Origin of the sequence: Marinomonas alcarazii (assembly GCF_003208215.1) — a bacterium.
In the GTDB taxonomy this organism is placed as follows: Bacteria; Pseudomonadota; Gammaproteobacteria; order Pseudomonadales; family Marinomonadaceae; genus Marinomonas; species Marinomonas alcarazii.
Genome location: NZ_QKLW01000005.1, coordinates 161,029 through 186,279, shown reverse-complemented (window position 1 = coordinate 186,279; position 25,251 = coordinate 161,029). Strand labels below are relative to the sequence as shown.

Here is a 25,251-nt window from a genome sequence, read left to right as displayed (position 1 = left end):
ATTTGTTAAATCCTTGTGACGTGTTGTATACGTGCGATACGAATAAAGTAAATTCATCAACTTTTTGTTCAGAAGAGCTCGAATTAATTCTATTTACCTTTCATTCGAGAGAACATGGTTTCAAACTGTCCGATATTTTGTTGAATATATTCAATAAAAGAGCGCATGGTTGGAGTTGGGTGTCGACTTTGAGGGTAGATCAAACACCAAGATCGACGCAGGGGAAAGTCTTTGACTGGTACTTCAATTAAGCTTCCAAGTGTCAGTTCAGAGAGAACGCCTAGCTTTGGAAGTACTGCAACACCAAGCCCTGCAATGACGGCATGTTTGATCGCGTCGTTAGAGCCAATTTCCATTTCTGCTTGCAGGCGGACTCTCTGCTTTTGACAATGCAGTTCGAGTGCTAATCGACTGCCAGAGCCTGCTTCTCTGAGTAATAGATTTTGTTCAAGGAAGGTGCCAAGCGTTATGTCTGGCAGGGTTAATATTGGGTGATCTTTGGGGGCTACTGCGACCAATTCATTGTTCAGAAATGGAATACTAACCATTGGCTTATCATTGGGAACCATCCCCATGATAATCAATTCGTCATGATTTTCGTTGAACCGTTCAATGGCGGCGGCGCGGTTCATTACTTTTACATTAATTGTAACCTTGGGATGAAGGTTGGAGTAGGCCCGCAGCAAGTAAGGTACGACGTATTGCGCTGTGCTAACGGCAACTAAAGTTAATTCACCTGCGACTAATCCTGTCTCTGCCGATACGTCGTTCTGAAATCGCTGTATTTCATCAAACATGGTATCAATACATTGCGCCAAGCGGTTGGCCGTCGCAGTGCTATAAAGTTGGCGACCAACGTATTCAAACAGCGGTTGTTCTAATGCATTTTCAAGCTGTCGTATTTGATTGCTCACAGCCGGTTGGCTAAGCCCCAGCATATCTCCTGCTCGACTGTAACTATTCAATTCATAGACACTTTTAAACACCTGTAATTGTCTAAAAGTAAGTCGATTGACTAAACTTTGTACGCTTTGAGGCATCGCTTTTATCTCTTTTTAATTTATCTATCACGAATAGCTTATACATAAACGCTGCAATATCAATTTTTACTTTGGTTGTTCTTTGAGTAGTCTGAATATTCAGAGATATTTGTACAAAAAATGTTCTCGCTACGTTGTGCAGTGATCTCTTAAAACAAGAAAGGAGTGACTCATGTTAAAAAAAGTGTTGATCGCTAACCGAGGTGAAATTGCGGTTCGTATCATTCGCGCTTGCTCAGAGGCTGGGATTCGCTCTGTCGCGATATTTACGGAACCGGATCGATATGCGTTGCATGTTAAGCGAGCAGACGAGTCTTACTCGTTAGGCGATGATCCACTTGCCGGTTATTTAGACCCTTTGCGTCTAGTGAACCTAGCCATAGAAACGGGTTGTGATGCGATTCACCCAGGTTATGGTTTTTTGTCTGAAAATGCGCATTTTGCCGAGTTGTGTGAGCAAAAAGGTGTCGCATTTATTGGACCTCATTCTTCCGTTATTCATAAAATGGGGGATAAAACTCAAGCTCGCGATAGTATGCGTGCTGCTGGTATTCCGGTGACACCAGGCTCAGAAGGAAACCTAGCAAACTTAGATGAAGCATTAGCCTTAGCTGGGAAAGTAGGTTATCCGGTGATGATTAAGGCTACTTCAGGTGGTGGTGGTCGAGGTATTCGTCGCTGCGATACGCCGGAAGAGTTAGCCTCTCAATATCCTCGTGTTATTTCTGAAGCGACCAAAGCATTTGGTTCAGCTGAGGTGTTTTTAGAAAAATGCATTGTTGATCCTTGCCATATTGAAGTGCAGATATTGGCTGACACTCAAGGCAATGCAATTCATTTATATGAGCGTGATTGTTCGATTCAGCGCCGTAATCAAAAGTTGATCGAAATTGCGCCAAGCCCACAACTTACTCCAGAGCAACGCCAGTATATTTGTGATCTTGCGGTTAGAGCTGCCAAAGCAGTGGATTACGTTAACGCAGGCACTGTTGAATTTTTGTTGTCTGGCAACGAAGTGTATTTCATGGAAATGAATACGCGAGTACAGGTCGAACACACGATTACCGAGCAAATCACGGGTGTCGATATTGTGCGTGAGCAGCTTCGTATTGCTGCAGGCTTGCCCCTTAGCTTCCGCCAAGAAGACATAAGTTATCGCGGTTATGCGATGCAGTTCCGTATTAATGCGGAAGACCCGAAGAACGATTTCTTACCTAGCTTTGGGCGTATTACTCACTACTACGCACCGGGTGGTCCGGGGGTTCGTGTTGATACGGCGATTTATACAGGTTACGAGATTCCACCTTACTTTGACTCCATGTGTTTAAAACTGGTGGTGTGGGCGCTGACCTGGGATGAGATGGTAGCACGTGGTCGTCGTGCCATTGATGACATGCGTTTGCATGGTATTAAAACAACCGCTAATTATTATCAGCAAATCCTTAAGCATCCAGACTTTATTAAAGGGGAGTTCAACACAGGGTTCGTTCCGGCGCATCCCGAGCTATTAAATTATTCCGTTAGACGCCATCCAAGTGACATCGCTTTGGTGTTGGCAGCCGCTATTGCAGCGCATGTTGGTCGATAATCCGCAGGAGGAAAAAATGAGTCAAGTGAAACAAAAAATAGAAGTGACAGATGTAACCTTGCGTGATGCTCACCAATCCCTTATCGCTACACGTATGCGTACGGAAGACATGTTGCCGATTTGTGAGAAACTCGATCAAGTAGGCTTTTGGTCTTTAGAAGTATGGGGCGGCGCGACCTTTGATGCTTGCGTTCGTTTTTTGAAAGAAGATCCTTGGGAGCGTTTGCGCCAGTTGCGTGCGGCTTTGCCAAATACCCGTTTACAAATGTTATTGCGTGGTCAAAACCTACTGGGCTATCGTCATTATGCGGATGATGTTGTCGAAGCATTTGTACAAAAGGCAGCGGATAACGGCATCGATGTGTTCCGTGTGTTCGATGCATTAAACGATCTGCGTAATATCGAAACCGCGATGAAAGCGGTGAAAAAAGCCGGCAAACATGCCCAAGGCACCATTTGTTATACGACCAGCCCAGTGCATACGCTCGCTTTGTTTGTCGAGCAAGCCAAAGCCATGCAGGCCATGGGGGCCGATTCTATTGCCATTAAAGACATGGCGGGGTTGTTAACGCCTTATGCGACCTATGATCTGGTCAAAGCCATCAAAGAAGCGGTGGATTTGCCTTTAGTAGTGCACAGCCATTCAACCTCAGGTTTGGCGCCTTTGTGTCAGCTTAAAGCCATTGAAGCGGGTGCAGATCGTATTGATACCGCGATTTCATCCTTTGCCAGCGGCACCAGTCATCCAGCGACGGAGACTCAAGTAGCGGCGTTAAAAGATACGGACTACGACACTGGATTGGATTTGGCTCTGTTGTCAGAGATTGCTGACTACTTTCGTGATGTTCGTAAAAAGTATCATCAATTTGAAAGTGAGTTTACTCGCGAAGATGTGTCTGTGCAGATCAATCAAGTGCCGGGTGGTATGATGTCCAACTTGGCGAATCAGTTAAAAGAGCAAAATGCGTTAGACAAAATTCGTGATGTGTTTGCCGAGATTCCTCGTGTTCGTGCTGACTTAGGCTATCCACCTTTGGTGACACCAACGTCGCAAATTGTGGGAACGCAGGCGGTTTATAATGTGTTAGCTGGTCAGCGTTATAAAACCATCACCAACGAAGTAAAACGCTATTTATTGGGTGGTTACGGTCAGCCTCCAGCAGCGGTGAACCCAGAAGTGCAGAAAAAAGCTGTAGGCAATGAAGCGGTTAACGACGCTCGCCCAGCGGATTCCTTGTCGCCGGAGCTGTATAAGTTGCGCAATGAAATCGGTGAGTTAGCGAAATCTGAAGAAGATGTACTGACCTTTGCTATGTTCCCTGAACTAGGCCGTGAATTTTTACAGCAACGTGCTGACGGGACCTTGGTTCCAGAAGTTTTGCTGCCGCCAGAACAATCGGGTCAAGGTGCAGCCGCAGGAGGCTTGGCTACTGAGTTCAAGATTGATGTGCATGGTGAAGTCTACAACGTGGAAATTACCGGCGTGGGTGATTTTGGTGTTGGTAAGCGTAAGTTGTATTTGTCTTTGGACGGTATGCCAGAAGAAGTGGTGTTTGAATCGCTGAATGAATACGTTGCGGAAGGTGGTGCGGGTCGTTCTCGTGCGACAGAGCCAGGCCACGTCAGTGCTGCTATGCCGGGCAATATCATCGATGTCTTAGTAAAAGAAGGCGAAACCGTTAAAGCGGGTCAAGCTGTGCTTGTTACAGAGGCGATGAAGATGGAAACCGAAGTTCACGCCAATGTGGCAGGTACGGTAAAAGGGGTTTTTGTTAAGAAAGGTGATCGAGTCACACCGGGTGAGCTATTGATTGAGATCGGCTAGTTTAGGCGCTGTTCGTCTTTAGATGTGAAAATCCCCCTTTGCTTTGTCTTCCCTTGTTGGGTGACTGCAAAGAGGGATTCTTTTTTTGATAAAAGTCTTAAGGCGTGTTTAGAACTCTTCCGTATCGATTTCCGCTTGTTGTGCGGCTGTATAGCGGGTGCCGTGGACGTTATTTTGATTAATCATTTCGTCTAGCAAGCTGACTTGTTTGGCATCCAGCTTTAATTGCGCCGCTTCAAAATTGTCTCTCATGTGATTAACCGAACGAGTGCCTGGAATAGGGACAATATTATCGTCCTTTGCTGTTAGCCAAGCTAAAGCCAATTGCGCTGGTGTGCAGCCAATGTCTTTTGCTAAAGCAAAATAATCATTTAGCAAGGCAAGGTTATGCGGATAATTCTCGGCGTTAAAACGCGGCATGTTGTTACGAATATCTTTGGCTTCTAAATCGGCAACGTCTTTTAATGTGCCTGTTAAGAAGCCGCGTGCAACTGGACTGAAAGCAACAAACGTAATGCCTAGTTTCTTACAGGCTTCTAACACAGCAATTTCTGGGTTGCGGGTCCATAAAGAATATTCAGATTGAATCGCGGTAATCGGGAATTCGTTATGAGCGCGAGTTAGTGTTTCAGCGGACACTTCGGATAAACCGACAGCGCCTATTTTGCCTTCTTTCACTAACTCACCCAGAGCACCTGCACTTTCTTCGATAGGCACATTGAAGTCGCGGCGATGTAAATAATACAAATCAATGTGGTCGGTTTGCAGGCGCTTTAGGCTGTCTTCACACTGTTTGCGAATGTTTTCTGGTCGGCCGTTAATCTCTTTTTTGCCGTCGACCATCGCCATGCCGCATTTGCTGGCAAGGAAAAACTCATCACGGCGATCTTTCAGCGCTTTGCCGACCAAAAGTTCGTTTTTACCACCGCCATATAAAGTGGCGGTATCAAAATGGCGATAACCCATTTCAAAGGCTTGATGAAGGGCTTTAATGGCTTGTTCTTCTTCAACAGGTGAGCCGTACGCATGGGATAAATTCATGCAGCCTAGGCCGATGTTTGGATTGGCTAAATATGGGTGTTTTGACATAACAATATCCTTAATAAAACAGGGAGCCGAGGCTCCCCATTTGAGTGTTGTTGAATCACTTTAAAGTATTGCGACTTAGGCTTCTAGGCATTCTTCTAAACGATGCAGTGTTTCCATTGCATCAATGGCTTGAGTAACGCAAGCATTGGGTGCACGGCCTTCTTGAATGGCAGAAATGAACTCGCGGTCTTGCAGCTCGATACCATTATTTGAAACGGCGACACCAGATAGGTCAATTTTGTTTTCGCTGCCATCAAACAGATCATCATAGCGTGCGATATAAGTGCCATTGTCACAGATATAACGGAAGAAAGTCCCGAATGGACCGTCGTTGTTGAATGACAAGGATAAAGTACAAATCGCACCGTTAGGCACTTTCATACCAATACTCATGTCCATGGCAATGCCAAGTTCAGGGTGGATTGGGCCTTGAAGAGCTTGTACTTGACTGGCGGTTTCGCCAGTTTGGTATTGGAACAAATCTACTGTGTGGCAAGCATGGTGCCATAGTAGGTGGTCTGTCCAAGAGCGGGCTTTACCAAGTGCATTTTTGTTAGAGCGACGGAAAAAGTAAGTTTGCACATCCATTTGTTGAACCTTTAACTCACCCGCCATGATTTTATTATGGATCCATTGATGAGAAGGGTTGAAACGGCGTGTGTGGCCAGCCATAGCAACTAAGCCCGTTTTTTTCTGAACTTCTACTACTTTGCGGGCGTCTTCAATGTTGTCTGCCATTGGAATTTCAGACATTACGTGTTTGCCTGCTTCAAGGCATTGAATCGTTTGTGCGGCGTGCATTTGTGTTGGAGTCGCTAGAATAACAGCGTCCACGTCGTCACGAGCCAAACTCTCGGCTAGGTCTGTGGTGTAGTGAGGTACGCCGCGTTCTTGCGCAAAGGCTTTAATCGCATCGATTTTTGTGCCAACAACAGAAACGACTTCTGCACCTTCGATCGCCGCAATGGCGTCCATGTGTTTCATGCCGAAAGCGCCAGATGCGCCAGCGATACAAATTCTCATTAGTCTACTCCTAAAAGTGCGAGTGTTTATTGTTAGGGCGTGAACTTGCCCGAGCCTTATGTTATTCACAAATCTATCATTCGCTACTCAATGGGGATAATCAATAAACCGCATTAGCTATTCAATTTTTGCAATAGCGTTTTTTTTACGCTATCTAAAATGTTCGGAAATCTCTCTCAGCAAGCTTAAAAAGTGAGACTGAGTAACGGTTGGAAGCCAGCTTTTACGTACACAAAGACCAATAGGACGGCGAGTGTGTTCCAGCGGAAAGTTAATAACATCGAGCAATTTAATATTAATTTCTCGCTCTACTTGGTGAGCAGAGATTAACGTTAGGCGGTCACTTTCGATCAGCAGTTCACGAATCAGTATTTGTGAGCTGGACTCAACCAGTCTTTTGGGCAGAGCGACACCAGCATCGTGGAAAATGTCTTCAAAAGCTTGTCGAGTTGGTGTGCCTTTGGCGGGAACGACCCAAGCATACTCGGCGAGATCTTGTGCGCTGATAGTGTCTTTGTCCATTAAGGGATGGCCGTTACGTGCAACCACAGACAACGGCGGCGACCATAATTCTTCTTGTACAACATCATCAGCTGGCGCCGGATGACGCAGGGCGCCCAATATAATATCTATGTCGCCTTGACGTAAGTGATGAAGCAAATCAGCGTACGGGCCTTCTGTCACATTGATGTTTACGTCGGGGTGGCTTTCGTTAAATTGCAATATGGATTTAGGCAGAATGGTCATACGTGCAAGAGGCATGCTTCCAACCGTTATCATGCTGACATCTTTGCTTTGTAAGGCGTTGATCTCATATATGCCTTGGCGTAATTCACTAAAGGCCAGTTTGGTCGCTTTGGATAAGGTCTGCGCTGCTTTCGTTGCGCTGGTGCCAAGGCTGTTTTTTTCAAATAACACCACACCCAGCAGTCTTTCTAAGTCTCTGGCTGCACGATGGACTGATGATTGAGAAACGGCCAAATTCCGGCTAGCAATGCTAAAGTTTTGTGCTTCGCTTACGGCAATTAAAGCTCTTAATTGGGTCGTGCTGATTAAAGCGATTAAGTTCTTGGGGGCACGCTCTTTTGGAGAACTGTCTTTGACAATCTCTTGTGTCGCACGTTGGATGTGCTCAATCGCACGACCAACACGTTTTTGCCAAACTTCGCCGGCCGTTGTGGGATACATGCCATCTGAATGTCTCTCAAACAAAGGTGAGCCCAATAAGGCTTCAAGTTTCGCAATGGCTTGAGTGATGGCAGGTTGAGAAAGAAAGATATGCTCAGAAGCACGTGTAATGCTTTTGAGTTCAGCCACGGCAAGAAATACGCGCAGATGTCGCAAGTTTGGTATCGCTATTTCCATATGACCTCCTTATGTTCTCCTAACTATATCAAAAATGAATGGCAAATAAATTATAAAGAAGGGGGAAATGCTCACTTTATAATGTATTAGCCTAAAATAGTCCTCTTATTAGAAAATTGCCAAAATTCATACGTTCTATTTTTTAAATGGAAAAAGGGTTATGAATGAGAGTCTATGACCAAGTTATCTGTTTTGGCTTGAAAGGAAAATGGCTTTAAAGGTGTTGAGTCTGGCTATGCGTGGTGCATTACAGAGCACGTTAACTGAGCTGCATCTTAGTTATCATTTGCCGATTTCAAACACAGGTGCTGGTTACAATTGTTGGCTACAACAGAGGCACTATAAAAAGAATCTATGCTGATATAATTTTTCCAATTAAAATACATGCCAAATTGTCATACAACAAATCATGAGTTTTGGTATACGCTTCCTCTACTTTAGTAAAGGGAGCGTTTTTTTATTCCCTTTAGGACTCAAGCAATAACATTATTACATTCTTTTTGGGAATACGTAGGAGGCAATCACAATGTTACATTTAGGTCTAATTGGTCAGGCTATTGCTGCTTCTCGATCTCCTTCTTTACACATGATGTTGGGCGAACTGAATAAGTTGCCAGTGGATTACCAGTTACAAGTGCCTGAAGACGATACCGCCGAATCCTTTAACGCTAAGCTTGCTGAAATTCGTGCTTTAGGTTTTGTCGGTACGAATGTAACGTTTCCCTATAAGCAAATCGCTATCGACAGTGCAGACGAAGTTAATGACGCCGTAAAAAAAGTCGGTGCCAGTAATACCTTATTGCTAAAAGACGGCAAAGTTTGTGCATTCAACACCGATTACACTGGGTTTATTCGCGGCTATAAAGGCCGTGTGGGAGATTTGCCAGCAGGTAAGGTGTTAATGATTGGTGCTGGTGGCGTGGGTCGAGCGATCGGTTTTGCCTTGTTTGAAGTGGGCGCAACAGAAGTATTGGTCACCGATTTAAGCGAACGCAGCGCACAGTCTTTGGTCGATGCTATTAATGAGGCGGGCTATAAAGCGCGCGTTGTTGCGAAAGAGGACGTTGCTTCCTCCGCAGCAGAAGCTGATGGCTTGGTTAACTGCACGCCTGTTGGGCACTTGAAAACGCCTGGCATGCCATTAGCGGCAGAGCTAATTAAAGGTCAAAAATGGGCGTTTGATGCGGTTTATACGCCAATGGATACTGAGTTTTTGATAGAGGCTAATAAAAAAGGTTTGCAAATAGTATCTGGCTTTGACTTATTTTTTTATCAAGGCATTGATGCCTTTGAAATTTTTACCGGTCAAGAAATCACTGATGTGAAACCTGTTTGGGATCAATTTCGTGAGAAATACGATGTTGTGAGTTCGCTCATCTAGAGTTTATTAACCAATAGAATACATGACAAAAAAGACGTCAGATGGCGTCTTTCTGTTTGCCTATACATTAGAATGCCTTTGCTCGTGTTATAGTACAGATGTCTTAAAAGAAAAAGAAAGGCCCTTTGAATTTTCTATGATTAACTCCGATGACCGTAAATTGGTTGGGCAATCTGTTTATGAACAGTTGCGTTCAGATATTGTGACGGGAAAGCTTTTGCCTGGCGAAAAGCTTAAATTAAACGCTTTACGAATCCGTTATAGTGCTAGTGTGAATACCTTACGTGAAACCTTGATGCGTCTTGTATCCGATGGTTTTGTGCTATTCGTTGATCAAAAAGGGTTTACTGTAAAACCTGTATCAACGGCTGATTTGCATGAATTATTAGAGCTGAGACAGATGTTAGAGCTGTCGGCTGTACGTAAATCCATGGAAAATAAAACGGGTCAAATGGAATGGAAATCGGCGTTGATCAGTGCACAGTTTCGCTTGAACTGCGTTGAAAAACAGATGATGGAAGATGAGGCAAGTCATGTTGAAGCATGGGAAAAAGCCGACCGAGATTTTCACGTTACTATGGTGTCCCATTGCGGTTCTCAGCAGTTAATTCGCTATCACGCTTCGGTCATTGAACTTTATATGCGTTATCAGGTTCTTGCCTTAAATCGTCGTCCATTTCGTGGTCAAGCCTCAATGGAAGAACATCAGCAATTACTAAAACACCTTCTTGATGATGAAACAGAGTTAGTACTGTCCATTTTGGATTCGCATATTCAAAAAGGGTTGTTTTTACCTGATGCTGAGAAAGTGCCATTAGACATGAAGTCGAAAGCCATCGCCTAATATTCATCCGCGAGGATATTGTAACGAATGAAAAACACAAAGATCCTATGTCAGGCTGCTGTGTGTAATCACGAGGTGATTATTGCATGGAAGCCGTAATCAGCATCATAGCTCCAATATTTTTTATCATCCTCATTGGTTTTCTAAGTGTTCGATACGCTTTTTTGCCGCAAGCGGCGATACCTGGATTAAGTCGTTTTATCTTATATCTTGCTTTGCCAGCATTGATTTTTATAAAGCTCTCCAGCATGGAGCTCAACGAAGTTCTGCATTTTGACTATCTTGCTGTGTACGCTGCGAGCGGTTTAGCGACCTTTTTTATTATTGTGTTGCTGAGTTGGCGATTACTGCAAAGTGGATTGGTAGAGGCTGGTGTGCGAGGCGTTGGGGCGACTATGTCAAACAGCGCCTTTATTGGTTTTCCTATCCTATTGCAGTTCTTTGATGATTCATTGACTCAGGCCTTTGTCATGTCGTTGATGGTCGAAAATATTATCTTATTGCCGGTTTGCCTCATTTTTATCGAGACTATGCAGGGGAAGAGCGAGAGTAATGGGAAAAACCTATTTATGGTCGTTTTAAAGCGTATCTCGACGAATCCGCTATTAATCGCTTTGGGCGCAGGTCTGGTGTTTTCTGTATTTGGGTTTAGTTTGCCGAGCTTTGTCGGTAAAGGTTTTGATTTATTGGCATCGGCGGCTTCCTCGGTGGCTTTGATTGTTATTGGTGGGTCTTTGGTCGGCGTATCGATTAAGGGTCAATGGACTCCGATATTATTAGTGGCGATTGGCAAGTTGATTCTGTTTCCTGTGATTGTCACCTTGTTCTTGTTCCTTACACCTAGTATGCCCAACGACTTAAAAGCGGCATTGGTTATATTTGCTTCGGTATCCATGTTTAGTTCTTATCCAATTGTTTGTGGAGAATATGGCGCGCGCAGTTTTTGCGCCAGTACCTTGTTGATCACCACCGTATTGTCATTTTTTACTTTGAGTGTCTTGTTACGCTTCTTTGTGTGAATGTTTGGCTATACAGTGGATTGAATATTTATGCTGATTTATAGGAGAAAGTAATATGTCTACCATCATGGTATTAAATGGCCCAAATTTAAACTTGCTGGGCACGCGTGAGCCTGCAACCTACGGCTATGAGACGCTCGCTGATGTGGAAGTTATGTGTCGCGAAGCCGCTTTGTCATTAGGTCATGAAGTGGAATGCCATCAATCTAACCATGAAGGCGTATTGATCGATCTTATTCATGAGGCGGGTCGCCGTATTAAAGTGGGTGAAGTCTTGGGCGTGGTATTCAATCCAGGTGCTTATACTCACACATCTGTTGCGCTGCACGATGCGATAAAAGGCGCTGATGTGCCTGTTATTGAAGTTCATATTTCTAACGTTCATGCTCGCGAAGCTTTCCGTCACCACTCTTATATCTCGCCTGCCGCGGCCGGAATCGTCGTTGGTATGGGCGTGAAAGGTTATGTGTTGGGGATTCAAGGGTTAGTGCATAAACTTAAAGCTTAGCGTTTTGTGAATGTAATGCTGCTCCTTGTCTCTAGGATGGGAGCGGCAAAGCAAAAGACATTAATTTTCTTTCCTATTGCAGCGATTACTTATTGTTCATCAAATGGCTGGGCCATCTTTATGGTGATGATCAATGGGTTTGTAATAGCTGTCTAACGTTTGTGCCGTATCTCGAATCGCATTCATAAAGAGTTTAAGGGCCATAGACGGAACCGAATCCGCTCGTGTTGTTAAGCCAACCGCTCCTAATGTTTCTTTTGTGTCGACAGGCAATTCATCCAATTCGCCATCCGAAATTTCTCGCGCGACTACGCCGCGGGAAATGATCCACACTGCGTCGTTGTTACGAATAAACTCCTTACCAAACGAGTCCGAAACGGTGTCAATTCTGTCCGTTAGCGTCCCAACGCCTTGTGACAATAGGAAGCGATCTACATAGGGAGCTGTTATAGAACCTTTTGGTGGGTAGAGCACAGTGTAATCAGCGATATCGCTGATTTGGAAGTTTTCTTTTGTTAGCAATGGGTGGTTTGGGCGAACGGTAAAAGTGACTTGTTCAGAGTATAAATGCTGAAATGACAAGCCAGACATGGCTTCCGGAACCCCTAAGCGGCCAACCACTAAATCTAATTCACCAACGCGTAACTGGCTCATTAACAAGGCGTTTGGACCAGAGACTAAATGCAGACGAACATCAATTCCCCCAGTACGAAAGCGCTTCACGGATTCTGGCAAAATACTGGTCGCGACGGTCGGTAACACACCAATACTAATACGGCTGATGCCTTTTTGTTGCGCTTGGGCGACACGTTCGGTGCCTTCTCGTAATGCGGCGACACTGGTACTGGCATGCTCTAGGAACACATTGCCGAACGGTGTGAGTTCAACGCCTTTTTTACTGCGCTCTAAGAGCCTGACACCCAAAATGTCTTCTAGTTCTTTGAGTTTTTTTGATACGGCGGGCTGGGTGAGCGCCAAGACATCTGCGGCGCGAACAACGCTGCCTTGGCGAGTGACTTCTAAAAAGCATTGAAGGTGGCGATATTTAATACGGTTTTCTAACATAAAAAGTCTCCCATCGTACACGCATGGTTTCAGTCGCTGCTAATTGGTTATTAGGTAGTCAGCGACTAAGTAAGAAACACTAAGGAATTAGGCTCGTTACAAGCGCTAATAAGGGAATGATTTTCCTATATTACACTCCTATGTCACGTTTTTGGAAAGATGCTATGTATTCCTTTTTCGATATATTTTTGGCGCTTTATTTCATTCTTAAGATGACGTTCAATCTCAAAATCTTGTGCTAGCATCAATATTAGTAAATATAGAAGCAAAAAACAGGTTTGTTTCTCATATATCGTTTTCGTTATGAAATGTAGACAGTCAGGGCGTAAGAATGAAAACAGCACTCGCAACCGTAACCATATCTGGCACGCTGAGAGAGAAATTCGAAGCGGCGGCAAAAGCCGGTTTCCAAGGCGTGGAAATCTTCGAAAATGACTTAACTCAGTTCGATGGTACGCCAAAGGATGTACGTCGTATGGCGCAAGATCTAGGCTTGGAAATTATTGCTTTGCAACCATTCCGTGATATGGAAGGTATGCCTGAGCCAATGCGCTCTCAAAAGGCAAAGATGCTGCAGCACAAAATCGATGTTGCCCATGAATTGGGTACCAATCGTTTGTTGTTTTGCAGTAATGTTCAGCCTTACTCTTCTGCAGATCGTGACGTTTGCGCGGCGGACTTATTTGCTCTTGCTGAAATAGCCAAGAAAGAAGGCATCATGCTGGGTTATGAAGCCCTTGCTTGGGGTTACCATATTGCTGATTACCATGACGCATGGGATTTGGTTAAACGTGTTGATCATCCGAACTTGGGGATAATTTTAGATACCTTCCACATGTTTTCCCGTGGCAACACCTTAGATGTGTTACGTGATGACATTCCGCTAAACAAGATTGCCCTTGTGCAAGTCGCTGATGCGCCAAGTCTACAAATGGACGTGTTGCAATACAGCCGACATTTCCGTTGCTTCCCTGGCCAAGGCGACATGCCAGTGGTCGAGTTTTTACAAGTTCTGAAAGATAAGGGCTTTGATGACTATTTGTCTCATGAAATCTTCAACGACGAATTTCGTTCATCTTCTCCTTTAGAAAAAGCCATTGATGGCATGCGTTCATTGATTTGGCTTGATGATCAAACGGTGAGCAAACGTGAAGAGAAAACGGCTCCAATTGAAGCGCCACAAGTGAGCGATGTTGAGTTTATTGAGTTTGCCATTGAAGGCGAGAGCGGAGAAGCGTTAACCAATACTTTGGCCCAGTTAGGTTTTCATGAAACCCATAAACACCGTTCTAAAAACGTTAGCTTGATGCGCCAAGGAAATATTAATCTGATTTTAAACCGCGAACCGAAAAGCCAAGCCCACGAGCATTATCAAAAACATGGTGTGTCAGTTTGTGCAATGGCGTTTGCTTCTGAAGATGTTAAAGCGACCTTGTCACTGGCTGAGCGTTATCGAGTAGAGCGTTTTGAAAACCAAGCCGGTCCTGGGGAATTAAACATCCCAGCGCTTCGAGGTATTGGTGATAGCTTGGTGTATCTTGTTTCTGCAGACGCTGCGGTACGTTTTTTTGAGGTGGACTTTAAACCCATTCAAGGCATTCAAGGTGAAACAGGCGTGGGCTTAACTCGCTTTGATCACATCGGCCAAACCGTTTCCAATACTGACTTTTTGTCGGCGTCTTTCTTCTATAAATCCGTGTTTGGTTTCGATATCGATGCCAGCCAAGATTTGCCCGATATTCACGGGTTAGTGGTAAGTCGTACCGCACTGAGCAAAGACAAACGTGTGCGTATTCCATTGAACATGACCAATGCTCGTGATGCTTCAGCACAGCGTTTTATCCAAAAATCCAAAGGCTCTGGTGTGCATCAAATTGCGTTCGCTTGTGATGATATTTTTGCTGCGGCAAAAAACATTGATAGCGAAAAACAGCTGCCAATCCCACAGAACTATTATCGTGATATTGAAGCGCGTTTTGGCTTGTCTTCAGAGATGATTAAGAAACTGCAGTCACACAACATCATGTATGACCAAAATGACGAAGGTGAATTCTTCCATTTCTATACAGAGGAAGTGCATGGCGTCTTTTTTGAAGTGGTACAACGAGTTGGTGATTACAGTCGTTATGGCGAAGCGAATGCATTTGTCCGTCTTGCCTCACAGGCGCGCCAAGAGAAAAAATAAATCATTGTCATTGCGGGGAATGATGTATTTTAGGCGTATCCTTTTGTGAGGAAACTATGCCGGAGGAAGTTAACTTCCTCCGGTTTTTTTTATGCTAAAAATAGTACTGCTGTCAGGCTTTTCGCTTTGGTAACGAATAGCCTTGTTTTAGCTTTTTATAGCGCGTTTTCAAAAGCGATTCGAGTGAGGTTCTCGGGCTGGTCATTTTTCACTACTACGTTGTCTTCGATGCGAATGCCGCCATAAGGCATGAAGTGTTGGATGCGCGTCATGTCACAACCATGATTAGGGATTTCAGCTTGCATTTTATCCAGTAGCATCGGAATAAAGTACAGTCCCGGTTCTATGGTGATCACCATGTTTTTTTCTAGTGTTCTGGTAAGACGTAAAAAGGGAGCGTGCTCGTCAGGCATGCTCATAGTGTCCATCTTATCTGCTTGATGTCCGCCAACATCATGAACTTGTAAGCCTAGTAAATGCCCTAAACCATGAGGAAAGAAGACTTGTGGGATGCGCTTGGCTAATTGTTCTTCAACACTTAAAGAGCAGATTTTATGCTCACTCAATAATGTCGCAACGCCTGCGAGGGTGTCTTGATGCAAATCTTTAAAAGCAACGCCAGACATGGCGCTGCGGCAAAGCTTTTGCTCCATTGTATCTAGATCATTGATCAAAGCGTTAAAGTCATCATCATGACGAGTAAAAGTGCGAGTAATGTCACTTGCGTACCCGTGTTGGTTGGCACCAGCGTCAATTAGTAATGTGCGAGAGTCAGAAAGTTTCTCGATGGATTTATGCTCATAGTGCAGAACGGCAGCGTGCTCGTTTAAACCGACGATTCCTGGGTAAGGCTCTTGTGTGGCAGTTTGTTGGCTGGCTTTTAAAAAGGCTAAATGGATCTCTAGCTCGCTCATGCCCGCTAAGAAAGCTTCTTTCGCCGCGATATGACCAGCTGCGCCGCGAGTACTAGCTTGGCGCATGGCTTGGATTTCGAAGTCTGTTTTTACTGCTTTATCGAAATCTACATAGGCTTTTAAGCCTTCACAAGCAACAGCGAATGACATGGCTTGAGGGCCAAGCCATGCTGTTTGTTTTGGTAAGTTTGCAAACCATTTGTCTGTTTTTCTGGCGGTAATAATGTTCCAGTTCTGTTGCCAATCCCCACTAGGAACAGGGTTGGGAGCGTGCCAGAAATCGTCACGAATAGGCCAAACTAACGTTGGTTTTTCGCCTGTTTTTAGCACCACATAGGTTTCTGCGCCTAGGGTAAAAGGTAGCCACTGTTGAGCGCCAGAATAGGCATGAAAAGGGTGAGTGTGGTCATCCTGAAAGTAATAACTTTTTTCCCCTGAAGCTAAAACAATGGCGTCTAAGTCGAAGTGCGCCATAGCGGCTTCGTAGCGATGTGAAAGAACGCTAAGGTGTTCTTGGTAGGCTGTCGTCATAGAAAACTCATGTATATCAGTAGTGTTAGATCGAACGCAGGCTTGTGTCCTTTTAGCCTGCGTTATGTCGTATTCAGGGGGAATGATGTTCGTTAGGATACGCTAAAAATGGCGTGTTTTGACATTACTTTTTTGTTGTCACTTTATTGAACGCAAACATTAAAATACGAAAAGTCACGAACCCACAAAGTACGGAAATGAAGGCCAACAATAAGTCGTTTTCTGTATGCCAGAAAAGCTTAAAAATATAGAAAAATACGATGGTTAGAAGGATGCGTACCAGGCTATCGATCAATGGATAAAGTTTTGTCACGGTTGTGTTTCCTTATGGTCCAAAGGAGAAAATAAAGACTGTCCCATAAAATGTCTATTAAGCCAATTATTTGATCGGCAAATACACGCAGGTTACGTAATCTTTGGTGATATGCGTTTGTAATGGCCCGACTTCGAAAAATTCCACACCATAGCGTCGGCGATTCACACGTATGTTGTTTAAGCGCATAAAGGTATAGAGCACGTGCCAAGCTAGGGACAAGTTCTGATAACACCCTGTGTAGCGTAGGTGCAAATAGTTGCCGCGTAAAATGATTCGCTCGGGAGTGAGTTCACAGGGCGCTAAATTCTGTATAGGGATGCCAAGCTTGCCCGAAAAATAATGATGGATAATGTCTGCTTTCTTATAAAGAGCGAAGCTGGGGCCCGCTGGTGGGTTTTCTGGGCCCAGTTCGGTCATTAAATCATGAAATCCTTGGTCCATTTTTTGAGACATTGGCTGATTGTTTACAACGAAAGGGCGGGTGACGGCATCGATATGATCTAACTTGGTTTGCGCCAACCATTCGAATGTAGGGGCGTTGTATTCATGGTCTGATGTCGTGTTGTATTTGCTCAGATATGACAGGACTTTTAATAGTGCCAATTCCGCGTCTTTATCCGCTCGGATATTAAAAGCACGTTGTTTCCAGCGTTGAAAGAATGGCAAGTTTCCGGCGATTTGGATGGTCACTAAAGTGCGATCTTTTTGTTTGGTTAGATCAATATTGAAATGCACGTCGCATGGGTAAAAAGCGGGCGCTTCTAATAATGTATGAAAGTAATGAGCCCCAGAACGTGACGGTTCTAAAGTGATATACCCATCTTTAATCAACGTCCCTTGCCATGCTAAACAAGAAGGCGATATGGAGTGAATACCCGAATTTAAGTATTCATAATCAATGTGGGCTTTCGGCTCATAAAGCAGCCAAGGCAACCAGCTTTGCCAGTTGGTTAAGTCGCTTAGGTCTTCTGAAATAATATCGATAGGGGCGTCAATAACCGCATTTTGACGGCTAAAAAACCGACCTTTTAAGAAAATAAGATACGCAAATATTAGAGCACTTAAAAACGTAACCAGTAGTAACATGACAACCATATTTGCCTCACTTTTCATGTGCGTATGCAGCATTCGATTTAGCGTTTATCAGCTAATTTTTATCATTAGGCAATCAGAATCTTGCTTTTTACAGCATAGTGTTTAATGTCACTATTTTGCAAGAGAGCGTTTTTTGAACAAGTTTTGTGATACCTAAGAGGCTATAAGGAGATCGTTAAGATGAAGTCGACATTAGTATGGGATTGGCCTGTGCGAATTAGCCATTGGCTGATAGTGCTTTTGTTTACTGGACTCATTGTCACAGGGAAATCAGAAAGCGATTATGTCCAGTACCATTTTTATATGGGCTATGGTTTGTCTGCGGTGATTATTGCTCGTGTGCTTTATGGTTTTTATGGTTCTTATTACGCGCGTTTTAGTCAGTTTGTGAAAGGCCCAAAAGCGGTTTTTCGTTTCGCTAAGTCTATGTTGTCTGGTCGACCTAAAAAGTATTTAGGTCATAACCCTGTTGGCGCTTTAATGGTGGTAGTGTTGTTTCTAGCCCTTTCCATTCAGTGGGGAACAGGGTTATTTACGAGTGATGAAATCTTTTGGTTTGGGCCGTTTTATTCTTTGGTTTCAGAGGAGTTGGCGAGCCAGTTGGCCTCTATCCATCATTTCTTGCCTAACGTCTTGCTTGGCTTAGTCGCCATACATGTTCTGGCAGTGCTTTATCATGAATTATGTCTTAAAGAGCGCCTTATTGATGCTATGGTGCACGGTCGTAAAAAGCATCAAACGATGGCATCGGTTGAAGTAAAAACGCCTCGTTGGGGTGTTATTTTCTCATTATTAATGGGGCTTTCTTGGTTAGCGGCACTTTGGATGATGCCCATTTAATAGCCCATATTTTAAGATGTATAGACAAGTTGATTGTTTGTTATAATCGACTCGCTATATAATCATTTTTTAATCTTCTGACTATTTGGAATCTTGAGTGTCTGACGTAACAATTCACAATTTAGCGAATCTATTTGATGATTTACCTGATGCGCCTTTGCCTATATATGCCAAGCTTAAGCAGGCCATTTCGCTGAAAATCTCATCGGGTGAATGGCAGACAAACCAACGTATTCCATCTGAATCGGAAGTGGTAAAGGCATTGGGCGTGAGCCGCATGACGGTGAATCGAGCATTGCGTGAATTAACCGCAGAAGGTTTTCTGGTTCGTCATCAAGGCTTGGGAACTTTTGTTGCGGAGAAAAAAGCCCATTCCGCCTTATTTGAAGTGCATAACATTGCGGAAGAAGTGGCGGCACGAGGCCATAAGCATCGTTCAGAGCTACTTGTTTTAGAGTCGACTAAAGCGAGCATGGAAGAGGCCATGACATTGGGAGTTCGTACCAATCATGGGATTTTCCGTTCTGTTGTGTTGCACTTTGAAAATGATTTGCCGATTCAAATAGAAGAGCGCATTGTGAATGCCACATTGGCACCTGATTACGATAAACAAGATTTTGCCAAACACACGCCTTATGAATATTTAATGAGCGTGGCACCAATGACAGAAGGTGAGCACTTGGTAGAAGCCATTTTACCAAATGCGGTTGAATGCGAGCGCTTACAAATTCAAGCCTCAGAACCTTGTCTACAAATAAAACGCCGCACTTGGGCGGGCGATGACATTGTCACCGCCGCGCGTTTATTGCATCCTGGTTCTCGTTTTCAATTATTTGGTCATTTTGGCCGCTAATTCAACTTGTCAATTTTGATAAACACGCCACGGCCATTTTTTAATGTGGCGTTTCTACTTTCTGTACCAATCACCATACTGTGTGCTTTGACCTGCAAGGCGTCTGTCTTCTCTGTTGCCAATACACTGTCTTCAATGGCGTAAAAACCACTGAACAAGGTGTCGTCATTTGTAAATGAGAGAGAATGGGGCGCAGTGCATGCTTGAACTATGGCTTGCGTGTCAGTGTCTCTCACCATGATGTTCAGGTCTTCAATCTTGCCGTTTTTCAGTGTGGCACGAGTTTCATCCCCGCCGGAAAAGCGCGCCATGTCCAATGGCTTGTTGAGAGTATTAAGTTGGCGCTTGCTACCACTTTTGTGTTCCAGGTTCATGCCTTCGCCAGACAGCAAGACCAAAGTGCGATGCAGTCCGCTGAAATCAGAAAATACGCCATCTTCCACGACAGAGGCTTGGCTGATACGAAAACGAAGGCCTATTTCATCTTCATGGCGTTGAATTTCTAAGGTTTCCCCAAGGCCATTTTTCCATGGCATTCGCTGGTATTGTGATTGTTCGATAATGGTGAGATTAGGCATGGTACATGGCCTTTTTAATGACTTGAGTAAAGGCTAGCCGGCTGCTTTCTTCTTGCTGGTGGTGGAAGTTTTGGATGGTGTGATTGCCAGCGACAAAAACGTCTTTCACTAGGTTTTCATTGGTGGCGAATAACCAGCGGTTGAGTAGATCTTTTGCTTCGCTTGCGGCGATAAAAGGATGAGACTCATCCAGCACCATAAAGTCCGCTCGGTTGCCTTTGGTTAATCCTAATGACACGTTGCAGGCTTGGTTGCCGCCCAGCAAAGCCTGCTGATAAAGATTGTCGCCAACGCTGGTTTGGTCGAGACGATACAAGCGGTTGCGCTGCTGATCCCGTAGACGTTGTCCGTATTCATACGTCCGTAACTCTTCGACAATCGATAAACTCACGTGACTGTCCGAGCCGATGCCCCAGCGGCCGTTTTCTTGCTCGAAGGCGACGCCTGGGAAAATACCATCGCCTAAATTCGCTTCGGTAGTAGGACAAAGTCCTGCTACCGCTTGGCTCCTCGCAATGGTTTGGCGTTCGGCATCAGTTAGGTGGGTAGCGTGAACCAAGCACCAACTCGCATCTAAACCGATTTCATTATGCAGCCATTCCACTGGACGTTGTCCGCTAAAGGCTAGACTGTCTTGCACTTCTTTTTGTTGCTCAGCAATATGAATGTGAACCGGACAATCTTTGGCAAGAGATTGTAATACCCTTTCTATTTGCGGTTTGGTCACTGCGCGCAGCGAGTGAAAGCAAATACCCAATTTATGAATAGGATGATTGGCGAGTGTTTTATCGCAGGATTGATGTAACGCCAAATAAGAATCTGTGCTGTTGATGAAGCGCGCTTGTCCGGCGTTCGGTGCTTGTCCACCAAAGCCCGAGTGAGAATACAGCACAGGCAACAGTGTTAAACCCATTCCTGATTCGTTCGCAGCAGAAATGATCTGATTCGCCATTTCTCCGATCTGGCCATAATGTTTGCCGCCAGCATCGTGATGCAAATAGTGAAATTCCCCGACCTGTGTGTAACCGGCCTTCAGCATGTCTATGTAAAGTTGTTTGGCGATAATGTACGCATCTTCTGGCGTGAGTTTTTGTACGATTTTGTACATTAAATCGCGCCAACTCCAAAAACTATCGTTTGGGTTCAAACTGACTTCTGCTGCGCCTGCCATGACTCGCTGGAATGCGTGAGAGTGAACGTTGGCAATGGTTGGTAAAACGGGACCAGATAAAACGTGACACTCAGCCGTCGGTGCACAGTCTGTTTTAAAAGAGTGAAACTGGCCATCTTTTACAGAGAAAAGTACCTCTTTTGCCCAACCAGATGAAAGCAAAGCGCGTTGTGCAAAAAAGTATTGAATGCTATCGCAATGAGTTGATTGTTGGCTCGTCACAAGTCATTTCCTAATGAATATCGATGATTCGAGTGTAATAGAAAATATAATGTATATACAAGTGTGTTTTTTAGCAGTTTATGAGCTTGTAATTCTACTGTGTATTTTGTGGTTGTTTCTTAAGGTTTTTTTCATTTCATGAGTGATGCTTTGCCCATTTATGTGGATTTTTACTCGATCTATTTTAAAAAATGGCTTGCATCTATAAAAATTAGATTTTATCTTAATGTTAATTGTATATACATGTTCGTTAAATCTTCCTTTAAGCAGAATAAAAAAGACATTCTTTGATAGGTGAAAAAATGACTAAACAAACACTCGCTCAAAAACGTTACCGCGCTGGTGTCGTGAAAGCCGCAACAGGAACGACATTAACCGCCAAATCTTGGCTTACAGAAGCGCCAATGCGTATGTTGATGAACAACCTAGATCCTGATGTGGCTGAAAACCCAGAAGAATTGGTGGTTTACGGCGGTATCGGTCGTGCAGCGCGTGATTGGGAGTGTTATGACAAAATCGTTGAATCCCTAAAAGAGCTAGAAGAAGACGAAACCTTGTTGGTGCAATCGGGTAAGCCAGTAGGCGTATTCAAAACCCACAGCAACGCACCACGAGTACTGATAGCGAACTCAAACCTAGTGCCACATTGGGCCAACTGGGAACACTTTAATGAGTTGGACGCGAAAGGTTTGGCAATGTACGGCCAAATGACAGCGGGCTCTTGGATTTACATTGGTAGCCAAGGCATTGTGCAAGGTACTTACGAAACTTTCGTTGAAGCCGGTCGTCAGCATTACGATGGCAAGTTAGCGGGTCGTTGGGTATTAACAGCGGGTCTTGGTGGCATGGGCGGCGCTCAGCCTTTAGCGGCAACCTTGGCTGGTGCGTGTTCATTGAACATCGAATGTCAGCAAAGCCGCATTGATTTCCGCCTTCGTACTCGCTATGTTGACGAGCAAGCGACAGACCTAGACGACGCTATGGCACGTATCAAAAAATACACCGCAGAAGGCAAGGCTGTGTCTATCGCGCTTTGCGGTAACGCGGCCGAAATTCTACCAGAAATGGTAAAACGTGGTATTCGCCCAGACATGGTGACAGACCAAACCTCGGCCCACGATCCATTAAACGGCTACTTGCCATTAGGCATGAGTTGGGAAGAATACCGAGCAAAATCTCAGACAGAACCTCAGGCCATTGTAAAAGCCGCGAAACAGTCCATGGCGAAACACGTTCAAGCCATGTTGGACTTCCAAAAAATGGGCATTCCAACCTTTGATTATGGTAACAACATTCGTCAAATGGCGATGGAAGAAGGCGTAGAAAATGCGTTTGATTTCCCAGGCTTTGTCCCTGCTTACATTCGTCCTTTGTTCTGTCGTGGTATTGGGCCTTTCCGTTGGGCCGCTTTGTCTGGTGATCCAGAAGATATTTACAAAACCGATGCCAAAGTAAAAGAATTGATTCCTGATGATGAGCATCTACATCACTGGTTAGACATGGCCCGTGAACGTATTCAGTTCCAAGGTTTGCCAGCACGAATTTGTTGGGTGGGTCTTGGTCAACGTGCGAAACTTGGCCTAGCCTTTAATGAAATGGTTCGTAGCGGTGAGTTGTCTGCCCCGATTGTTATCGGCCGTGACCATTTGGACTCTGGTTCTGTCTCCAGCCCAAACCGTGAAACAGAAGGCATGCAAGATGGCTCTGATGCGGTATCGGATTGGCCACTATTGAACGCGTTGTTAAACACAGCTTCTGGCGCGACTTGGGTCTCTTTGCACCACGGCGGCGGTGTGGGGATGGGCTTCTCTCAGCATTCAGGCATGGTGATTGTGTGTGATGGCAGTGACGATGCGGCTGAGCGTATTGCTCGCGTGTTGCATAACGATCCAGCGACCGGTGTGATGCGTCATGCGGATGCAGGTTATGATATTGCCATCGATTGCGCGAAAGAGCAGGGGCTTAACTTGCCAATGATTACTGGTAAAAAATAAGGCGTTTCATAACCATAGCCACGATTGTCATTCCCGCGAAGGCGGGAAACCAGTGGTGTTGTATAAATAGGGTTATTTTCGATGACCATAAGTAATTGATTCCCGCCTTCGCGGGAATGACGTATGTACATAACTTAGTGTTAGTCCTATGAAACACCGATACCTCGCCCCGTAGGGCGATGTGGTTCATTAAATCAATAACTAAAAACTTAAAATAATATTGCAGAACATCGCTTAGAAACTGGAGAACACCATGTTTGAATTAACCATAAAACCAGGCCAATTGACGCTGAATGAATTGCGTCAAATCAGCCGTCGTCACGTTAAATTGGCCCTAGACGAAAGCGCTTTCCCTGCGATTCACGCCAGCACACAAGTGGTTAACGATGTGATTGCACAAAACCGCACGGTATACGGTATTAACACTGGTTTTGGGTTGTTGGCGAATACACGTATCGCGCCAGAAGATTTAGACGAGTTACAACGCAGCATTGTGTTGTCTCATGCGGCGGGCATTGGCGAATTAATGGAAGACAAAACCGTTAAATTGATCATGGCGCTGAAGGTAAACAGCTTGGCTCGTGGTTTCTCGGGCATTCGTCTGGAAGTGATTCAAGCTTTGCTGACTTTGATTAATAAAGAAGTGTATCCATGCATTCCGAAGAAAGGATCGGTAGGCGCATCGGGCGATTTAGCACCGTTGGCGCATATGAGTACGATTCTATTGGGAGAAGGCAAAGCTCGCTATCGTGGCGAAGTAATCTCTGGCCAAGCGGCTTTGTCTATCGCAGGGCTTGAGCCAATTGCTTTAGCGCCTAAAGAAGGTTTGGCGTTGCTAAACGGTACGCAAGCATCAACTGCGTTTGCCTTAGAAGGTTTATTTGAAGCGGAAGATTTGTTCGCTTCTGCTGTTGTGTGTGGCTCTTTGTCTGTGGAAGCGGCGCTTGGTAGCCGTAGCCCATTTGATGCGCGAATTCATGAAGTACGTGGTCATCAAACACAGATAGATGCTGCAGCAGCGTATCGTCATCTATTGGGGGAAACATCAGAGCTAGGCGATTCTCACCAAGGTTGTGAGAAAGTCCAAGACCCGTACTCTCTGCGTTGTCAGCCGCAAGTGATGGGCGCATGCCTTGAACAAATTCGTAGCACAGCAAAAGTACTGTGTGTCGAGGCCAATTCCGTATCGGACAACCCATTGGTGTTTGCAGAAGAAGGCGACATCATTTCTGGTGGTAACTTCCACGCAGAACCGGTTGCTATGGCGGCCGATAACCTTGCCTTGGCGATTGCCGAAATTGGTAGTTTGTCTGAGCGTCGTATGGCGTTATTGATCGACAGTAACTTGAGCAAACTGCCTCCATTTCTAGTAGACAATGGTGGTGTGAACTCTGGTTTCATGATTGCGCAAGTAACGGCAGCGGCCTTGGCGAGCGAGAATAAAACCTACGCACACCCTGCGTCTGTTGATAGCTTACCAACATCAGCGAACCAAGAAGATCACGTTTCTATGGCGACTTTTGCGGCACGCCGTTTGAAAGACATGGCGGAAAATACTCGCGGTATCTTGGCTGTAGAGATTCTATCTGCCGTACAAGGTTTGGATTTCCGTGCGCCATTGAAGTCTAGCAAACGGTTAGAAAATGCTCGTGCAACACTGCGTGCTCGTGTGCCTTTCTATGATAAAGACCGTTACTTCGCGACTGACATCGAAAAAGCCAATGAGCTGTTGTTGGAAGCGGTGCATAACGACGTTATGCCAGAAGGTTTGTTGCCAAGTTTAGCGGTTTAAGAAAAGGAAAAGT

Annotated in this window: 20 protein-coding genes; 11 read left to right on the top strand and 9 right to left on the bottom strand. The window is 44.8% G+C overall.

From position 1 onward, the window contains the following. Positions 1-89: 89 nt before the first annotated feature. Positions 90-1,040, bottom strand: coding sequence for a LysR family transcriptional regulator (locus DFP75_RS12140; protein WP_110576006.1), 951 nt, complete (start codon positions 1,038-1,040; stop codon positions 90-92). Positions 1,041-1,212: 172 nt separating this feature from the next. Between DFP75_RS12140 and DFP75_RS12135 the strand changes: the two genes are divergently transcribed. Further along, entirely contained in the window at positions 1,213-2,628 is a 1,416-nt protein-coding gene (locus DFP75_RS12135; protein WP_110576004.1) for an acetyl-CoA carboxylase biotin carboxylase subunit, read from the top strand. 16 nt (positions 2,629-2,644) lie between these two features. Then, positions 2,645-4,453: a sodium-extruding oxaloacetate decarboxylase subunit alpha gene (oadA, locus tag DFP75_RS12130; protein WP_110576002.1), complete on the top strand. Its 1,809-nt coding sequence runs from the start codon at positions 2,645-2,647 to the stop codon at positions 4,451-4,453. Between the two features lie 108 nt (positions 4,454-4,561). Here oadA and DFP75_RS12125 read toward each other — a convergent pair whose 3' ends face one another. The 3 genes from DFP75_RS12125 to DFP75_RS12115 form a co-directional block, all read right to left on the bottom strand. Next, a complete protein-coding gene (locus DFP75_RS12125) occupies positions 4,562-5,542 on the bottom strand; it encodes an aldo/keto reductase (protein WP_110576000.1) in 981 nt (326 codons plus the stop codon). Positions 5,543-5,617: 75 nt separating this feature from the next. Then, positions 5,618-6,565, bottom strand: coding sequence for a Gfo/Idh/MocA family oxidoreductase (locus tag DFP75_RS12120; RefSeq protein WP_110575998.1), 948 nt, complete (start codon positions 6,563-6,565; stop codon positions 5,618-5,620). Between the two features lie 150 nt (positions 6,566-6,715). Next, positions 6,716-7,930, bottom strand: a complete 1,215-nt coding sequence (locus DFP75_RS12115) for a LysR family transcriptional regulator (RefSeq protein ID WP_110575996.1) — start codon at positions 7,928-7,930, stop codon at positions 6,716-6,718. A gap of 526 nt (positions 7,931-8,456) precedes the next feature. Between DFP75_RS12115 and DFP75_RS12110 the strand changes: the two genes are divergently transcribed. The 4 genes from DFP75_RS12110 to aroQ all read left to right on the top strand — a co-directional run bounded on the left by DFP75_RS12110 (position 8,457) and on the right by aroQ (position 11,682). After that, positions 8,457-9,311 carry a shikimate dehydrogenase family protein gene (locus DFP75_RS12110; protein ID WP_110575994.1) on the top strand — a complete coding sequence of 285 codons (855 nt, stop codon included), beginning with the start codon at positions 8,457-8,459 and terminating at the stop codon, positions 9,309-9,311. A gap of 136 nt (positions 9,312-9,447) precedes the next feature. Next, positions 9,448-10,155 (top strand): GntR family transcriptional regulator, encoded by a 708-nt coding sequence (locus tag DFP75_RS12105; protein WP_110576151.1) that lies wholly within the window; start codon positions 9,448-9,450, stop codon positions 10,153-10,155. 86 nt (positions 10,156-10,241) lie between these two features. Beyond that, positions 10,242-11,174 (top strand): AEC family transporter, encoded by a 933-nt coding sequence (locus DFP75_RS12100; RefSeq protein ID WP_110575992.1) that lies wholly within the window; start codon positions 10,242-10,244, stop codon positions 11,172-11,174. Positions 11,175-11,229: 55 nt separating this feature from the next. Further along, positions 11,230-11,682: a type II 3-dehydroquinate dehydratase gene (gene aroQ / locus DFP75_RS12095; RefSeq protein WP_110575989.1), complete on the top strand. Its 453-nt coding sequence runs from the start codon at positions 11,230-11,232 to the stop codon at positions 11,680-11,682. A 99-nt stretch (positions 11,683-11,781) separates the two neighbouring features. On the opposite strand, the gene pcaQ is transcribed toward aroQ, so the two are convergent. Then, on the bottom strand, positions 11,782-12,747 hold the full coding sequence (gene pcaQ / locus DFP75_RS12090) for a pca operon transcription factor PcaQ (RefSeq protein WP_110575987.1): 966 nt from the start codon (positions 12,745-12,747) through the stop codon (positions 11,782-11,784). A 331-nt stretch (positions 12,748-13,078) separates the two neighbouring features. Here pcaQ and DFP75_RS12085 point away from each other — a divergent pair, with 331 nt between their 5' ends. Next, positions 13,079-14,932, top strand: coding sequence for a bifunctional sugar phosphate isomerase/epimerase/4-hydroxyphenylpyruvate dioxygenase family protein (locus DFP75_RS12085; protein WP_110575985.1), 1,854 nt, complete (start codon positions 13,079-13,081; stop codon positions 14,930-14,932). 155 nt (positions 14,933-15,087) lie between these two features. Here DFP75_RS12085 and pepQ read toward each other — a convergent pair whose 3' ends face one another. Together pepQ and DFP75_RS12070 are read right to left on the bottom strand one after the other, a co-directional pair. Next, entirely contained in the window at positions 15,088-16,377 is a 1,290-nt protein-coding gene (gene pepQ / locus DFP75_RS12080; protein ID WP_110575983.1) for a Xaa-Pro dipeptidase, read from the bottom strand. Positions 16,378-16,756: 379 nt separating this feature from the next. Then, on the bottom strand, positions 16,757-17,788 hold the full coding sequence (locus tag DFP75_RS12070; protein ID WP_110575979.1) for an SRPBCC family protein: 1,032 nt from the start codon (positions 17,786-17,788) through the stop codon (positions 16,757-16,759). A gap of 180 nt (positions 17,789-17,968) precedes the next feature. On the opposite strand from DFP75_RS12070, the gene DFP75_RS12065 reads away from it, so the two are divergent. Both DFP75_RS12065 and hutC read left to right on the top strand, forming a co-directional pair. Then, a complete protein-coding gene (locus DFP75_RS12065; protein WP_110575977.1) occupies positions 17,969-18,628 on the top strand; it encodes a cytochrome b/b6 domain-containing protein in 660 nt (219 codons plus the stop codon). 97 nt (positions 18,629-18,725) lie between these two features. Next, positions 18,726-19,481, top strand: coding sequence for a histidine utilization transcriptional repressor HutC (gene hutC / locus DFP75_RS12060; RefSeq protein ID WP_110575975.1), 756 nt, complete (start codon positions 18,726-18,728; stop codon positions 19,479-19,481). Here hutC and DFP75_RS12055 read toward each other — a convergent pair. Both DFP75_RS12055 and DFP75_RS12050 read right to left on the bottom strand, forming a co-directional pair. Beyond that, on the bottom strand, positions 19,478-20,059 hold the full coding sequence (locus DFP75_RS12055) for a HutD/Ves family protein (protein WP_110575973.1): 582 nt from the start codon (positions 20,057-20,059) through the stop codon (positions 19,478-19,480). The genes hutC and DFP75_RS12055 overlap by 4 nt on opposite strands. Further along, positions 20,052-21,452, bottom strand: a complete 1,401-nt coding sequence (locus tag DFP75_RS12050) for a formimidoylglutamate deiminase (protein WP_110575971.1) — start codon at positions 21,450-21,452, stop codon at positions 20,052-20,054. The genes DFP75_RS12055 and DFP75_RS12050 overlap by 8 nt, the downstream gene beginning before the upstream one ends. Positions 21,453-21,754: 302 nt before the next feature. Here DFP75_RS12050 and hutU point away from each other — a divergent pair, with 302 nt between their 5' ends. After that, positions 21,755-23,446, top strand: coding sequence for a urocanate hydratase (hutU, locus tag DFP75_RS12045; protein WP_110575969.1), 1,692 nt, complete (start codon positions 21,755-21,757; stop codon positions 23,444-23,446). Between the two features lie 253 nt (positions 23,447-23,699). Further along, positions 23,700-25,238 (top strand): histidine ammonia-lyase, encoded by a 1,539-nt coding sequence (hutH, locus tag DFP75_RS12040; RefSeq protein WP_110575967.1) that lies wholly within the window; start codon positions 23,700-23,702, stop codon positions 25,236-25,238. The last annotated feature ends 13 nt before the right edge of the window (positions 25,239-25,251 follow it).

What these genes read in the sequence shown, in the direction of transcription:
- DFP75_RS12140 (WP_110576006.1), bottom strand. Translation starts at nt 1,040, where the DNA reads ATGCCTCAAAGCGTACAAAGTTTAGTCAATCGACTTACTTTTAGACAA.
- DFP75_RS12135 (WP_110576004.1), top strand. Translation starts at nt 1,213, where the DNA reads ATGTTAAAAAAAGTGTTGATCGCTAACCGAGGTGAAATTGCGGTTCGT.
- oadA (WP_110576002.1), top strand. Translation starts at nt 2,645, where the DNA reads ATGAGTCAAGTGAAACAAAAAATAGAAGTGACAGATGTAACCTTGCGT.
- DFP75_RS12125 (WP_110576000.1), bottom strand. Translation starts at nt 5,542, where the DNA reads ATGTCAAAACACCCATATTTAGCCAATCCAAACATCGGCCTAGGCTGC.
- DFP75_RS12120 (WP_110575998.1), bottom strand. Translation starts at nt 6,565, where the DNA reads ATGAGAATTTGTATCGCTGGCGCATCTGGCGCTTTCGGCATGAAACAC.
- DFP75_RS12115 (WP_110575996.1), bottom strand. Translation starts at nt 7,930, where the DNA reads ATGGAAATAGCGATACCAAACTTGCGACATCTGCGCGTATTTCTTGCC.
- DFP75_RS12110 (WP_110575994.1), top strand. Translation starts at nt 8,457, where the DNA reads ATGTTACATTTAGGTCTAATTGGTCAGGCTATTGCTGCTTCTCGATCT.
- DFP75_RS12105 (WP_110576151.1), top strand. Translation starts at nt 9,448, where the DNA reads ATGATTAACTCCGATGACCGTAAATTGGTTGGGCAATCTGTTTATGAA.
- DFP75_RS12100 (WP_110575992.1), top strand. Translation starts at nt 10,242, where the DNA reads ATGGAAGCCGTAATCAGCATCATAGCTCCAATATTTTTTATCATCCTC.
- aroQ (WP_110575989.1), top strand. Translation starts at nt 11,230, where the DNA reads ATGTCTACCATCATGGTATTAAATGGCCCAAATTTAAACTTGCTGGGC.
- pcaQ (WP_110575987.1), bottom strand. Translation starts at nt 12,747, where the DNA reads ATGTTAGAAAACCGTATTAAATATCGCCACCTTCAATGCTTTTTAGAA.
- DFP75_RS12085 (WP_110575985.1), top strand. Translation starts at nt 13,079, where the DNA reads ATGAAAACAGCACTCGCAACCGTAACCATATCTGGCACGCTGAGAGAG.
- pepQ (WP_110575983.1), bottom strand. Translation starts at nt 16,377, where the DNA reads ATGACGACAGCCTACCAAGAACACCTTAGCGTTCTTTCACATCGCTAC.
- DFP75_RS12070 (WP_110575979.1), bottom strand. Translation starts at nt 17,788, where the DNA reads ATGGTTGTCATGTTACTACTGGTTACGTTTTTAAGTGCTCTAATATTT.
- DFP75_RS12065 (WP_110575977.1), top strand. Translation starts at nt 17,969, where the DNA reads ATGAAGTCGACATTAGTATGGGATTGGCCTGTGCGAATTAGCCATTGG.
- DFP75_RS12055 (WP_110575973.1), bottom strand. Translation starts at nt 20,059, where the DNA reads ATGCCTAATCTCACCATTATCGAACAATCACAATACCAGCGAATGCCA.
- hutU (WP_110575969.1), top strand. Translation starts at nt 21,755, where the DNA reads ATGACTAAACAAACACTCGCTCAAAAACGTTACCGCGCTGGTGTCGTG.
- hutH (WP_110575967.1), top strand. Translation starts at nt 23,700, where the DNA reads ATGTTTGAATTAACCATAAAACCAGGCCAATTGACGCTGAATGAATTG.